This is a genomic window from Mariniflexile sp. HMF6888, from assembly GCF_044335535.1.
Lineage (GTDB): Bacteria > Bacteroidota > Bacteroidia > Flavobacteriales > Flavobacteriaceae > Mariniflexile.
In genome coordinates, this window is the sequence record NZ_JBIQVZ010000001.1 from 242,706 (window position 1) to 257,645 (window position 14,940).

Genomic DNA, 14,940 nt, shown 5'->3' on the forward strand with positions numbered 1-14,940 from the left:
TCGCTAAAATAATCCTCTGGGTTATTTTTACACGCTCCGTCCTGTGCTCGGTTGAAGGCTTTTTTGAGTTGCATAGCAGGGCTACGGAAGGAAGAAAAGGCAAAAAGGGAGTGCAAAAGGACAATTTTTTAGCCAATTATGAAAAGTTTAAACGAGTTCAATTAAAAAAGGATAGAGATTTGGGTTTCTATCCTTTTTTTTGTTCAGTTAGACTTGGGGACGACTAACAACATAAATAGGTTTCTGAAACAAACATAAAACAAAAAAACATATCATACAAGAAAAAACGCATTTAATCGTATTTATTATGCAGTTTGTCGATTATTTTATTTTTAAAATATTGATTTTCAAAACATTAAATGAATGTTAAAAAATCAAAAAAATCTATTTTAAACTTTTAGTAAATTTATAAGTCTAATAACTAAAGTATTTTTGTGATTGACGAAGCACAATTAGTAGAACAATTAAAATCTGAAACCCATAGAGAACAAGCCTTTAGAACGTTAATAACGTTATATAAAGAACGGCTATATTGGCACATACGAAACATTGTAAAGTCACACGACGATACCGACGACGTGCTTCAAAACACCTTTATTAAAATTTACAAGAATATTCATAACTTTAAAGGAGATAGTAAATTGTTTTCTTGGATGTACCGCATTGCAACAAATGAGTCCATTACATTTATTAACCAAAATGCAAAAAAATCACAAATAACCAGTGAAGAAGCTCAATCATCGGCAATCAACAAATTAACTTCAGATGTTTACTTTGAAGGCGATGCTATTCAGCTTCAACTACAAAAGGCTATTGCCACATTGCCAAGAAAACAACAATTAGTATTTAACATGAAATATTTTCAGGATTTAAAGTATTCAGAAATATCAGATATATTAGAAACAAGTGAAGGGGCATTAAAGACTTCTTATCATATAGCCGTAAAAAAAATTGAAACTTATTTAGCTCAAAATTAAACTATTACTAAAATATGGAGTCTTATTAACACAATGAAATTACCATGATTCAGAAACACAATTGATAATCATCGAACACCAATGAAAATAAAATTCGTGAGATAAACTCCATATGACCTTTAAAAAACAATATATACCTACATATGAAAAAGAATAAAATACATAATAATATAAAAAATACCGGATTTAAAGTTCCTAAAGACTACTTTGCATTACTTGAAGACACTATTTTAAGCGAGATAAAACTCAAGGAAAGATTATCTGATCCTGGTTATAAAACACCCGATAATTATTTCGATTCGTTAGAAGACAAAATAATGAATGCGGTTCAACCACAAAAAGAGGTTAAAGTAGTCCAATTATTTACATGGCGTAAAGCGTCTTATGTTGCCGCTATAGCTGCAAGCTTCATTTTAATAATTAATATTTTCTTTAATAACAATAAAGATATTACCATTAAGAACATAGAAACGGCAAGTATTGAAAATTACATCTTAAATGAAGATTTAGAAACAAATGAATTTGCATCTCTTTTCACTAAAGAAGATTTATCAGAAGTCCGTTTAATTACTGATGGTTACAACTCAGAAACATTGGATAATTTTATATTTGACAACCTAGATATTGAAGATTTTATCACAAAATAAACACAAACAGATGAAAACACTTATAAGCATCGTATTTATATTAAGTTTTTCGCTAGTAACCGTTGCGCAGTCTAATAGAGATAAGATTAAGACTTTAAAAATTGCGTATATAACCGAAAAATTGAATTTAAGCGAAAAGGAAGCTCAAAAATTCTGGCCTATTTACAATAATTTTGAAGAAGAAAATTCAAGATTGAGAAAAGAAGCATATGAAGCTAGAAAAAAAATAAATTTTGAAACCATTACCGAAGAAGATGCAAAACAAATTTTAAAGGAATGGCGTTTAAACGATAATAAAAGGCAAGAACTTGAAAACGACTATATAAACAACTTAACTAAAGTTATTTCAGCAAAAAAGGTTATTCTTCTACACAGAATTGAAGACGACTTTAAAAGAAAAATGTTTGAAGAGTATAAAAAAAGAGGACGCCATTGATGAGATCCTTTAAATTTTAAATTTATCAGACTGAGATTTGTTGAAACTGACACTGATTACCAGTAAGTTAAAATATTTCGACAAGACTGACATTGGAGGTTGTTATTGGCTATATTATATTGTTTATTTGTTGAATTGACTATTGGCTAGTGACTATTGGCTAGTGACTATTGGCTAGTGACTAGTGACTATTGACTAGTGACTACTGGCTATTGTTTATTTAGGTCTTCGACAAGCTAATATGACATAGAACTAGACTTTTTAGCCTCTTTTATTCTTTAAAAACTAGCTTAGAAATTCGCCCTGCTCCAGCAGCATAAGCAATACTATCATTTAAAAAGCGAATGGTATAAAATCCTTCATCGCTTAAATGTTTCCATGAATTTCCTGAATCGTTACTATAATCAATGCCTTTAAAACCTATAGCAACAAGTTCCTTTCCTGCCCTATTTGGTATGTATTGTACACAACTTCTATAACCTGGGTTTAGGTTTTGAGCCACCAATTGCCATGTTTTACCTCCATCGACAGTCTTTATTTTATTAGTCATATTGTCTTCAGGCTTGGTGTAATCACCACCAATGGCAAAACCGTTTAATTCATCATAAAAATCGATGGAATAGATGCCCGCCGTTTCTAAACCTTGTACAATAGGTGTGTTAAAGACTTCCCAAGTGCTGCCTTTATCTGGCGAATATAAAATGCGGCTTACTTTACCACCAGTTGCCACCCATGTATGGCTACCAACTATAGTAATATTGGTATTACTGGCAGCAAAAGCAGCTTCGCCTTCTTTAGATTCTGGCAACTCATCGCAAGAAAGCTTCTTCCAAGTTTCTCCCCCATTTCTTGTAACAATAATGTTCATACAATCATCGGTAGGATCACCTATGGCAATGCCCTCTTGGTTATTCCAAAATTTCATAGAATCGTAAAAAGCTTTTGGATGATCTTCTTTGTAAACTATTTCCATCTGTCCAGAATTACCTGTTTTATATAAAATAGCAGGACTTTCGATGCTTAACATAAAAAAATCGGTTGCTGTATGTGCCACTGCTCTAAATTGCAGATTTAAACTATCAAACGCTTGTTTTGAAGTTGTCCAACTCGACTTCAATGGGTTATAAAGTCCAAAAGCTCCATTATTGGCAGCAAAAGCTAAGCTATTGTCTTCTAATATTTCAATAGCTCGAATACTTAATAACGAATCTTGTAAAATAGTTTCTATGTCTACTTTACTAAAGTTTCCAATGGCTTCTTTTTTCTTTCCGATACACGAAAATAAAACTACAGCAATCAATACAAATACAATGTGCTTCATAAATTGTAAATTTCCATAAAAGTAGAAAAGCTTCATGAACTATCATGAAGCTTTTAACAAAAAGTGCTTGGTTCTTATCCTTTTCAAAATACTTAAACAGACATAATTAATTAAATCTCTCCTTTTAATATTTCAATATGTCGTTTTAAACGCTCTATATCAACTTCTAAAGTACCATTATAAACACCGCGTATATAGCCTTCTTTGTCTACTAAAATAAATTTTTCTGTATGTATAAACCCTCTTTTATCTCGAGTTTTGTTAAAATCCTCATCTGCGAAATAACCGTTCCTGGCCATGTTGTATAAGGAATCTTTATCCCCTGTTACTAAATTCCATTTCGTATCATCAACCCCGTTTTTTTCAGCATAGTCTTTAAGCCTATCAACGGTATCAACCCAAGGCATGACGGAATGTGATAAAAGCATCACTTCATTATCGGTCTTATATGAATCCTGCAATATGGACATGTTCTTGGTAAGTTTGGGGCAAATACCTGGACAGGTTGTGAAAAAGAAATCGGCTATATATATTTTTCCTTGATAGGTTTTATTGGTAATTGTTTTACCATGTTGATTGGTAAATAAAAAGTCAGGGATTTTATGGGTTTTATTAGTCCATTCTGGTGTAAAATCGGCAGAATTAAAATATGGTAGCAGAGCAAGAACTTGTGTTTCCTTCGCTTTTTGCTTACATGAAAAAATAGTAAGTCCCATTAATAATATGACGAAAATCTGTTTCATTTTATTGTTCTCTTTGATCTCCAAATAAGATTTGGAACACTGTTTTCCATTACCTAACTTCATTTTTACCAACAGTTACTGCATAACATTTTTTTAATCCTATAAGCCCAAAACGTTCGCCATTGACTACTTCATAATTTGCCTTGATAGTTCCATCAAGCTTCCACATCTGCTGGCTTCCGGTTTCCTTGCCATCCTTATAATTAAAATCTCTATATAGCACCCCTGAAGAATACCATTCTTTAACATTGCCATCATACTCACCATTAGAATTAAAATGGTATTCAAATTTCAGATTGCCGTTTTCCCACCAAGCTTTATGGACACTTATTTTAAGACCATTTGAATAGTAGCGCTCTATGGCTTTACTCCCATTTTCAAACCAATGTTTTTCATAACCTTGCTTCTTTCCGTCTTTGTACTGTATTTCTGATTCAAGATTTCCTGTCGGAAAATAAGATTTTAATATTCCAGAGAAAGGGATTTCTTTATAAAACAATACCCCATTATCAAGAACTAATGTTGCTTTGGAAACATCTAAAACCAACAAACTATCTTTATTACAGGCACTAGCCACAGCTAAAAAACAAACGATATAGGCCCATTTCATTTTCAATTAATTGGTAATGTTTCCAGGTGTTCCAAAAAACCCGCTTCCATTAATATAGGGATCCTGACTAGTAATATGATAGTGGTATATCCCATCAGGAAAATCGACCGTAGCTCCTGTATGTCCGTGATATATATCCAAATCATCATTAGCTATAACAACACCATTTTCTTTAGGCCCATAGACTGGAAAGCCATCTGCCAATAATCCTAAAAACGCATCCTCACCAAATTCCTGTGTTAAATAAACTGGTTCAATATGATAATGATATTGTCCAGATTGTTGTGGGTGACCTAACCACTGATCAAAGGAATCTATTTCATTGGTCAAAGGTCTATTGGGCCCCGCATACTGATTAAAAAACACAACTCCATTTCTAGAAATCCCAATGGGGCCTAAACTAGTAGACTGCTTACTTGCGGCCTCCTTAGGATGCAATGAAATGGCAAATACTATATTTTGTGTGCTTATCATATTAGGGTTTTGGTTCCAGTTCGCATTGGTTCCATTATAATCTTCATATAATGGGTTGCTTACTGGGTAATATGGACTGGTATGATTGGGTAAATCTTGGGTTGTAAAGGTTATTGTACTGCCATTTATTGCATAAGACAGACCGATACCTTCAAACTTTGACAGAATAGGTGTTATATCATAATTGGTGTCTGAAATGGATTCTTCTGCTGGTGAAGCGTCATCACTTGAACAAGCAATAAAAGCCGCAACTATAAGCATAGGTAGTACTAAAAGCTTTTCTAGGTGTTTCATAGTCTATTTATTTTGGAAATAATCATTTTCACTAATATCCTTTTCATGATTGCTTATTTTATCATTATTAGACTCCCATGAGTTATGTATATTTATGATGTTTAGTATCAATACTGTTATCGTTAATAAAACAATGCTAAATCTTAAAATTTTCATTTTATCAATCATCCTTTTTATTTAGGTATGATTTTTTAGATGTGTTTATTTCAAAAAACTTGTGCGATATTTTATTTTTTTTCAAAAAAAAACTTTCAATTGCTGAAAGTCTTTTAATTATCATAGAATCAATTATTTGGATGTGGCGGCGGTAACATACGGCCATTCTCTTCGTGTGGAATAGGTGGCCTTTGCTTTTTTTCTCCAACTTTATGCAATGCTTCAGTGACTATCTCATTAAATCGCTCTTTTTGTTTTTCATTACAAAGATTATATACCTCTCTAAGATTATAAAAGGTTGCTATATCTCTTTCTTTCTCTAAAAAACCTATCTCATTGGAAATAGAATCAATCTCTGAAGTATTTAAAGGACTGACTGAAATATTTTTAAATAACGCATTTTTTAATGTTCTTAAACTAGTATGTATTTGCCTTATTTTATGGTGGTGTTCCCTAGAAAGCATATGCATTTTTTGCATTTGCGACTCATTGAATTGCAATTCTCTTGCAATAAAATCGTCTGGGTCTTGTTGCTCATTCGTTTCTTTAAAAACAGGGGTTCCAATATAATTGAACAAGAAAAACCCATTTACAATAATTAAGAACACGAGTAACGTATATAAGATTGCATTTTTCTTCATAACATACTTAGTTTAATTAAACAAATTGGTTTCTGAATCTAACGATAAGCCATATGCACTTGCAAAATCGCTCACTTTCTCTTCATAGATGGCCGTCTTTATTTTTGCAAATGCATACACATTCAATAAAATAATACAAACCAAAGTTGCCAACTGAAGCTTTGGTGAAAACCAAGGCAACTTATTCTGCTCCGCTTCCTTTTCTGCAAACAACACCTGCATAGTCCTATCCTTGAAAAAAGGAGACACTTTAACCTCTTGGACAGTCTTGAGCACTTCAAAAGTGTCCTCTATTTTATGTTGTATGTCTTTATTTGTTTTCATTCTATTAGTATTTAGATACTTTTAACTTAAAAAACTTGCGTTACTTTTCATTTTTATAAAAATTACCCAAGAGTTCCTGTAATTTTTTTTTAGCTCGAAACATCAATGACTCAACAGACGGAATACTTTTATCTATTATTTCACTAATCTCTTGGTAGCTCTTACCATCTATCTTACTTAAGGTAAATACAACTCTTTGGGCATCTGGCAATTTATTTATGGCACGAAATAACGTATCACTTCTTTCTTGGTTTTCCAATAGAATACCTGGATGGTCCATATCTGTAAAATACATCGTTTTATCTAAAGGTATTTCACTCCTAAATAACGATTGCAGAAACGCAAATCGTTTTTTTGTGTTTTTCTTTCTAATAAATTCCAAACATTTATTTGTTGTAATCCTATAAATCCACGTCGATAATTTAGAATGGCCTTTAAATTTTTCAATAGAATTAAAGACCTCTACGAAAACCTCTTGTGCAATATCTTCGGCGTCTTCTTTGTTGGGAACAAACGATATACAAGTAGAAAATACTTTTTGCTGAAAATCATCAATCAATTGACCATAAGCTTTTTCACTATGATCTTTCAATGCTTTTATAAATTCACTTTCAGTCAAAAAAAATATTATTTGTGGTCTAATTAAATTGAAACACCAACATAATAAAAAACTTGTGTAATTAATTTAATTTTTTCAAAATTAGCATAAAATAAAAATATTCGTGTATTCATAGCATTTAATGTAACTTTGCACACTTATTTAAACACCATGCGATTACACAGAAATTTATGCTTTTCGGTTATAGACGGATTAACCTTAATTTTTAACGAAGGACATTATGCCGATAAAGTTATTCAACAATTATTAAAACGAGATAAACGATGGGGCGCTCGCGACCGTGCTTTTGTTGCCGAGACCACATACGATATTGTACGTTGGAAACGCCTGTATGCAGAAATTGCTGAGGTAAAAGAACCTTTTAATAGAGATAATTTGTGGCGCATGTTTGCTGTTTGGGCAACTTTAAAAGGTATCAAATTACCCGATTGGAAATATTTTGAAGACACACCAACCCGAAAAATAAAAGGACGTTTTGATGAGCTTTCAAAAATAAGAAAGTTTAAGGAATCGATTCCAGATTGGTTGGACGAACTAGGTGAAAAAGAATTAGGAAATACTGTTTGGAACAAGGAAATTACCGCTTTAAATGAACAAGCCGATGTTATTTTAAGAGTAAATACCTTAAAAACAACTAAAGAAAAATTACAAACCGAGTTATTTGATTTAGATATTGAGACCGAATATTTACAAGACTACCCAAATGCTTTAAAGCTTAAAGAGCGTGCTAATGTATTTACTACCGACGCTTTTAAGAATGGTTATTTTGAAGTCCAAGATGCCTCTTCTCAATTAGTTGCCGAATTTTTAAATGTACAACCCGGCATGCGCGTGGTTGATGCTTGTGCCGGTGCCGGTGGAAAAACGTTGCATATTGCTTCTTTAATGGAAAATAAAGGGCAAATTATAGCTATGGACATTTATGAAAACAAACTTCATGAATTAAAAAGACGCGCAAAACGAAATGGTGCCCATAACATAGAACCACGGGTTATCGATTCAACAAAAGTCATTAAAAAACTATATGATAAAGCAGATCGTGTTTTAATTGACGCCCCTTGCTCTGGCTTAGGTGTATTGCGCAGAAACCCAGATGCTAAATGGAAATTACAACCAGATTTTATCGAAAAAATAAAAACAACCCAACAAGATATTTTACAGCAGTACGCTAAAATGGTAAAAGTTGGTGGCCAATTGGTTTACGCAACATGCTCTATTTTACCATCAGAAAACCAGGAACAAGTTGACAAATTCTTAACATCAGAATCCGGTAAAAATTTCACGCTTATAAAAGACAAAAAAGTGTTAGCCCACAAATCGGGATTTGACGGGTTTTTCATGGCTTTGCTGGAGAGGAAGGTTTAGTTTTATATTCTCTTCACATATTTATACTTTTTATGGTAGAATTATTATTAATAAGCTAAATTAAAAACAGAATGCTCATTCATGTTCAAAACCTAGTGAATAACTCTAAATTTTCACAGTAATATTTACGTGAATTTACGCCGAAAAAAAGTAAATTTGCACTTTGTTAAACACAACACAAATCAATACATAATGATTCATTTCTTTGGAAACGTAACCAGCAAGGTATTTGCTGTTCAAACCTGCCTACCGGACAGGCAGGCAACAAAAGAATTATCAACCGAAACCATCGCTAAATTAACGTGGTTATTTGGCAACCAACCAAAGATAGAACAAGCATCGCTCGATGCTTTTTTTGTTGGTCCACGTGCTGCTATGATAACACCTTGGAGCACTAATGCTGTAGAAATCACCCAAAATATGGGCATTTCCGATATTATACGAATTGAAGAATTCCAAGCAGTTTCTGAAGATTTTAAAGGTTTCGACCCGATGATTTCTGAAAAATTCAATGGATTAAACCAAGAATCATTTACTATAAATATCAAGCCTGAATCTATTCTAAATATTGAAGATATTGCGGCTTATAACCAAAAAGAAGGTTTGTCTTTAAGTGATGAAGAAGTTGACTATTTAAAAGGGATTGCAAAAAAAATGGGGCGTCCGTTAACAGATTCTGAAGTTTTTGGGTTTTCACAAGTGAATTCAGAACATTGTCGCCATAAAATTTTCAACGGAACTTTTGTGATTGATGGTGTTGAAAAACCAACATCACTTTTCAAATTAATTAGAAAAACATCTGAAACACATCCCAACAGTATTGTTTCGGCCTATAAAGATAATGTGGCTTTTGTTGAAGGTCCCAAAGTGGAACAATTTGCACCAAAAACTGCAGATAAGCCAGATTTTTACGAAACAAAAGCATTCGAATCGGTTATTTCATTAAAGGCAGAAACCCACAACTTCCCTACCACCGTAGAACCATTTAATGGTGCTGCAACAGGTTCGGGTGGTGAAATTCGCGATAGACTTGCCGGAGGAAAAGGTTCATTACCATTAGCAGGTACAGCGGTTTACATGACATCCTATTCCAGATTGGAAGAAAGTCGCCCATGGGAAAAAGCCTTTCCAGAGCGCAAATGGCTATACCAAACCCCAATGGATATTCTAATAAAAGCATCCAATGGTGCATCCGACTTTGGAAACAAGTTCGGGCAACCGCTTATTTGTGGTTCGGTGTTAACCTTTGAGCATGATGAACATTTCGACAAGCTCAATGTGACAGCAAGAAAACTAGGTTTCGATAAAGTGATCATGCAAGCAGGTGGTATTGGCTATGGAAAAAAAGACCAGGCTTTAAAGGATAAGCCACAAGCTGGTGATAAGATTGTCATTCTTGGTGGTGAAAACTACCGAATTGGCATGGGTGGAGCTGCGGTGTCTAGTGCCGATACTGGTGAATTTGCATCTGGTATCGAATTAAATGCTGTGCAACGTTCCAATCCAGAAATGCAAAAACGTGCTGCCAATGCCATTCGTGGCATGGTGGAAAGTGATGAAAATTTTATCGTTTCTATTCATGATCATGGTGCTGGAGGCCATTTAAATTGTTTAAGCGAATTGGTAGAAGATACTGGTGGAAAAATAGATTTAGATGCCTTACCTGTTGGTGATCCTACGCTTTCCGATAAAGAAATTATTGGCAACGAATCACAAGAACGTATGGGCTTGGTGATTGACAAAGACCATATCGATATCCTTCAACGTATTGCCGATAGAGAACGCTCACCTATGTACACCGTAGGTGATGTTACAGGTGACGACCGTTTTACATTTGAATCTAAAACCAACGGCCATAAACCAATGGATTTAGCTATGGAAGATATGTTTGGTAGTTCACCAAAAACCATCATGACCGATAAGACCGTTGAAAGAAACTATGATGATGTTACTTATAACGCCAATAAATTTGATGAGTATTTAGAACAAGTTTTGCAATTGGAAGCGGTGGCATGTAAAGATTGGCTAACAAACAAAGTGGATCGATGTGTTGGCGGAAAAGTAGCAAAGCAACAATGTGCTGGACCTTTACAACTACCTTTAAACAATGTTGGCGTGATGGCGTTGGACTATAAAGGAAAAGAAGGCATTGCAACCTCCATTGGACACTCCCCTATTTCTGGATTAATTAATCCCATCGCAGGAAGTAGAAATGCTATTACCGAAGCCTTAACCAATATTATTTGGGCACCGTTAAAAGACGGCTTAACATCGGTTTCCTTATCGGCAAACTGGATGTGGCCTTGTAAAAACGAAGGTGAAGATGCACGTTTGTATGAAGCTGTTGAAGCCGTTTCAGAATTTGCGATTGATTTAGGCATTAATGTGCCTACAGGGAAAGATTCCTTATCAATGAAACAAAAATATCCTGATGGCGATGTACTTTCTCCCGGAACGGTTATTATTTCCGCAGCAGGAAACTGTAATGATATTGCCAATGTCATTGAGCCTGTTTTCCAAAAAAATGCTGGTAATATTTACTACATCAATATATCACAAGATCATTTCAAATTAGGCGGAAGTTCATTTGCGCAAGTATTGAATAAAATTGGAAACGATACACCAACGGTAAAAAGTGCCGCTTACGTAAAAACCGTTTTCAATACCATTCAAAAATTAATAAAAGACAAACAAATAGTTGCGGGGCACGATGTTGCTTCGGGCGGATTGATTACTACTTTATTGGAAATGTGTTTTGCTGACAATGATTTAGCTGCTGAGTTAGACCTTTCTGCTTTAGCTGAAAAAGACTCCGTAAAAGTGTTATTTGCTGAAAATTCCGGTATTGTGATTCAAGCAAAAGACGCTTCAATTGAAACTGTTTTAAATCAAGCGCAAATTGATTTTTATAACATTGGAAAAGTAACTAGCAGTGATGTTTTGAGCATCATTAACAATAACGACGTTTTCACTTTAAATATATCTCGTTTACGCGATGTGTGGTACAAAACCTCGTTTTTATTAGACCAAAAACAAACGGCAAATAATTTAGCGAAAGATAGATTTGATAATTACAAAAATCAACCTTTAAACTATACATTCCCAAGTCACTTTACAGGCCTCACCCCCAGCCCCTCTCCAAAGGAAAGTGGAGCGAGACCCAAAGCAGCTATTTTACGGGAAAAAGGCAGTAACTCCGAACGTGAAATGGCAAATGCGATGTATTTAGCAGGTTTTGATGTGAAGGACGTACACATGACTGATTTAATATCGGGTCGTGAAACTTTGGAGGATATTCAGTTTTTAGGAGCTGTTGGTGGCTTTTCAAATTCCGATGTTTTAGGCTCTGCAAAGGGTTGGGCTGGTGCTATTAAATATAACGAAAAGGCCAATAAAGTAATTCAGGACTTCTTTAAAAGAGAAGATACCTTATCGGTAGGTATTTGTAATGGCTGCCAATTATGGATGGAATTGGAACTTATCAATCCAGAACACAACATTCACGGAAAAATGCTGCATAACGATTCGCATAAACACGAAAGCGCTTTTACTTCCGTTAAGATCCAAAAGAACAATTCGGTCATGCTTTCAACCTTAGAAGGTGCCACCCTAGGGGTTTGGATTTCACATGGCGAAGGCAAATTTAGCTTGCCTTTAACAGAAGACAATTACAATATTGTTGCTAAATATGGTTATAGTGAATATCCACACAACCCAAATGGTTCCGATTTTAACACCGCTATGATGTGTGATAAAACAGGGCGTCATTTAGTAACCATGCCACACATTGAACGTTCTACCTTTCAATGGAACTGGGCATATTATCCTGAAAACAGAAACGACGAAGTATCACCATGGTTGGAAGCGTTTGTGAACGCCAGACTTTGGTTGGAAAAAAAATAAGGAGTTATTTATAGATTCTTGAAAAAAGCTTTTACTTTGGTAAGAGCTTTTTTGTTTTTAAAATGCACAACGAATTGAACAATTATTTTAATTAATGCTCAACAGAATGTGCATAATTATATTTTCTTTCTCTTTCTTAAATTTATTAAAACAAATCTAAAGGAGCGCAGTCGAAACCCTTGCCAAACCCTTTTCTGTCAAGCATTTCGACTGCGCTCAATGTGACAATTTAGAATAACCACGCTTAACTTAATGACATTGGGCTTGAACTAGCAATTAATACGGTGTTGAACAGGGCGTTCATGTTTGGCCGTACCGTCCACACGAACGCTTAGTTATTGTGGGCAGTTATTTCTGCAAATGCTGCTCGATTATTCAAGTCTATAACATTCATTTCTAGTTCGTTAATTAGATGTGTACTAACTCTATTGGTCAGTTGATTTCTAGCGTCTGTAACTCCATTATTATAATTTTTTGCTTCAATTATATGAGCAAAGGGATTGCAAATATTGACGCTTGGACAAATAACTAAACCGTCAAATTCCGCACTTTCTTGATTTTTATTTTCATTAAATAATTTTAAACCTCCTACAAAGGCTATGGTTAAACCAGAATAATTTAAATGTTCAATAAAATCCCTAACTTTTTCTACCTCAAATATTTCGTCATTATCTAAATATGGTCGAGAAGATTCTATATAATCATTAATTTGCCTAACCATTCTAACTCGTCCATTACAGATTAGGATAGCACTTGTTCCTCTGTTTTTATTTCCAAAAATAAATCGTTTACTCCAACCAAAAATTGACTTACAAATAAAAGAAAGAAGTAATTCATCATTATCTCCATCTGAATTGAAATACCTCTTTTTTGGCATTGTTGATTTTAAGGCTACAGCCTCTAAACTTATTTTTAAGGCAGTTTTTAGACTTTGAATATTATCCGAAGTTTTTATGCCAAAAGCAACTTTAACCAAATTTTTTCTTGAATTCAAAAGTAGACCAACTCTGACTCTTGAAACACCTAATCTGTTCCGAGTTTTAATTTCCCATTTAACTTCATCTTTTATTGAATCAGGTAGATTCTCTCTGTCCCTGAAGCCTATTCGAAATTCTTGAATTAATTTTCTTTCTCTATGCCAATCTAATTCTTTAATTTCTTGATATTCGTAGTTTATATTACAGCTTGGACAAACAATATTATAAATGTCAGTAATACCAGAAATACTTGAGCCTATGCCTTTTAATTCTTCCAATTTTTCTTCTGAAGCTCGAGCGGTATTTATACATGAGTCAGACGACATATAAACAGAGTTTTGAAGAACTTGTTCTAGATTATATAATGCTACTCGATAAGTTGTATTTTTTATAAATAAAGATTCGATTAGACTATCAAAGTTTAAAAGGATAGAAGATAAATCGAGATTGAAAGGTACTGGTGCATATAGCGAATCGAGTGTAACAAACGCAATTTGACGTATACTATCATACAATTTACTCAATTGTATTATTTGGATGTCACTTCTATCACTCGATAAATAAGTCCTTAACAGGCTAGAAGCGAAATTTACTTTGTCTAACCCAGTTCTTTTATATCTCTGAAGTTGAAAAAGTGCAACTATAATACTAAATTTATAATAATCATAATTATCTACAATTTGCTTGAAAGTTTCCCTGTCGAGTGGGTCAAGTCCTTTTCTGAAATTATTATAAGCATTTTGATTTTCTTTTAGAAATGTTAGCCAAGCACGAGAAGTTGAAAATGTGCCTTCTAAATATCCCATATTAGTAAGCAAAACTAGACATTGTAATAATTCGCCAGTACTAGGGTGATTAGGTAATTCATTAATTTTTCCGCAAAAAGTTCTTTCACCTGATAAACCTAAATCTCCTCGTTTATGTTGACACAGTTCAGATATCAATGAAAGTTTCAAAAAAACATACTCGTAGCGATTATGATGTGCACCTTGAAAAACATCTCGTAATCTTCCAAGTTGATTAATTCTTCTTAATCGATTTATATGCCCATAATTATCAAGAAACTCATAAAGGTTTTGAGTGTAGTCAAATAAATTTGCAGTTAGATTCCCAATTCCAGGAACATTGTATGTTACTTTTCTTGATGCCAAATAGTTTCTGTTTTAATTCTGACTAACGTTTTTTTTAATTGTTGAAATTCAATATATTATAAGTTTAATTTTTATTCTTCTCATTTGCTTTGTCATTCACCTTCGCGTTAGCTCAAGAAGTCAATGCTTCGGAATATGGAGGATTGCCCACAACGTGTATATGGCTTGTGGCGTTGGTTTGACAACTGCCATTTTTGGTTAATAATTTATTTTGTTTTTGCCGAAATTTTTCCAAAAGAGCATAGAACTAGCAATGAACTATAGGACACGGTGTTGTGTTGTGTTGTCGTCTTTTATTTTGT

At 33.8% G+C, this 14,940-nt stretch carries 13 protein-coding genes; 5 read left to right on the top strand and 8 right to left on the bottom strand.

Annotation, left to right across the window (positions count from 1 at the left end):
* Positions 1–434: 434 nt before the first annotated feature.
* The 3 genes from ACGLWY_RS01185 (at position 435) to ACGLWY_RS01195 (ending at position 2,060) form a co-directional block, all read left to right on the top strand.
* Positions 435–977: an RNA polymerase sigma factor gene (locus ACGLWY_RS01185; RefSeq protein WP_396617861.1), complete on the top strand. Its 543-nt coding sequence runs from the start codon at positions 435–437 to the stop codon at positions 975–977.
* Between the two features lie 143 nt (positions 978–1,120).
* Positions 1,121–1,624, top strand: coding sequence for a hypothetical protein (locus tag ACGLWY_RS01190; RefSeq protein WP_396617862.1), 504 nt, complete (start codon positions 1,121–1,123; stop codon positions 1,622–1,624).
* A 10-nt stretch (positions 1,625–1,634) separates the two neighbouring features.
* Positions 1,635–2,060 carry a hypothetical protein gene (locus ACGLWY_RS01195; protein WP_396617863.1) on the top strand — a complete coding sequence of 142 codons (426 nt, stop codon included), beginning with the start codon at positions 1,635–1,637 and terminating at the stop codon, positions 2,058–2,060.
* A gap of 271 nt (positions 2,061–2,331) precedes the next feature.
* Here ACGLWY_RS01195 and ACGLWY_RS01200 read toward each other — a convergent pair whose 3' ends face one another.
* From ACGLWY_RS01200 to ACGLWY_RS01230, 7 genes are all read right to left on the bottom strand, one after another.
* The gene (locus ACGLWY_RS01200; protein WP_396617864.1) at positions 2,332–3,381 is read right to left on the bottom strand and encodes a WD40/YVTN/BNR-like repeat-containing protein; all 1,050 of its coding nucleotides are present in this window, start codon (positions 3,379–3,381) and stop codon (positions 2,332–2,334) included.
* A gap of 110 nt (positions 3,382–3,491) precedes the next feature.
* Positions 3,492–4,124 carry an SCO family protein gene (locus ACGLWY_RS01205; RefSeq protein WP_396617865.1) on the bottom strand — a complete coding sequence of 211 codons (633 nt, stop codon included), beginning with the start codon at positions 4,122–4,124 and terminating at the stop codon, positions 3,492–3,494.
* 49 nt (positions 4,125–4,173) lie between these two features.
* Positions 4,174–4,734, bottom strand: coding sequence for a toxin-antitoxin system YwqK family antitoxin (locus ACGLWY_RS01210; RefSeq protein ID WP_396617866.1), 561 nt, complete (start codon positions 4,732–4,734; stop codon positions 4,174–4,176).
* Between the two features lie 6 nt (positions 4,735–4,740).
* Positions 4,741–5,502 carry a YHYH protein gene (locus tag ACGLWY_RS01215; protein ID WP_396617867.1) on the bottom strand — a complete coding sequence of 254 codons (762 nt, stop codon included), beginning with the start codon at positions 5,500–5,502 and terminating at the stop codon, positions 4,741–4,743.
* Between the two features lie 284 nt (positions 5,503–5,786).
* Positions 5,787–6,299, bottom strand: a complete 513-nt coding sequence (locus ACGLWY_RS01220) for a Spy/CpxP family protein refolding chaperone (RefSeq protein ID WP_396617868.1) — start codon at positions 6,297–6,299, stop codon at positions 5,787–5,789.
* 12 nt (positions 6,300–6,311) lie between these two features.
* Positions 6,312–6,623 carry a hypothetical protein gene (locus ACGLWY_RS01225; protein ID WP_396617869.1) on the bottom strand — a complete coding sequence of 104 codons (312 nt, stop codon included), beginning with the start codon at positions 6,621–6,623 and terminating at the stop codon, positions 6,312–6,314.
* Between the two features lie 40 nt (positions 6,624–6,663).
* Positions 6,664–7,242, bottom strand: coding sequence for an RNA polymerase sigma factor (locus ACGLWY_RS01230; RefSeq protein ID WP_396617870.1), 579 nt, complete (start codon positions 7,240–7,242; stop codon positions 6,664–6,666).
* Between the two features lie 150 nt (positions 7,243–7,392).
* Between ACGLWY_RS01230 and ACGLWY_RS01235 the strand changes: the two genes are divergently transcribed.
* Together ACGLWY_RS01235 and purL are read left to right on the top strand one after the other, a co-directional pair.
* On the top strand, positions 7,393–8,607 hold the full coding sequence (locus ACGLWY_RS01235) for an RsmB/NOP family class I SAM-dependent RNA methyltransferase (protein ID WP_396617871.1): 1,215 nt from the start codon (positions 7,393–7,395) through the stop codon (positions 8,605–8,607).
* 192 nt (positions 8,608–8,799) lie between these two features.
* A complete protein-coding gene (gene purL, locus ACGLWY_RS01240) occupies positions 8,800–12,510 on the top strand; it encodes a phosphoribosylformylglycinamidine synthase (protein WP_396617872.1) in 3,711 nt (1,236 codons plus the stop codon).
* Between the two features lie 331 nt (positions 12,511–12,841).
* On the opposite strand, the gene ACGLWY_RS01245 is transcribed toward purL, so the two are convergent.
* Complete coding sequence (locus ACGLWY_RS01245; protein WP_396617873.1) at positions 12,842–14,638, bottom strand: hypothetical protein; 1,797 nt, start codon at positions 14,636–14,638, stop codon at positions 12,842–12,844.
* Positions 14,639–14,940 lie beyond the last annotated feature (302 nt).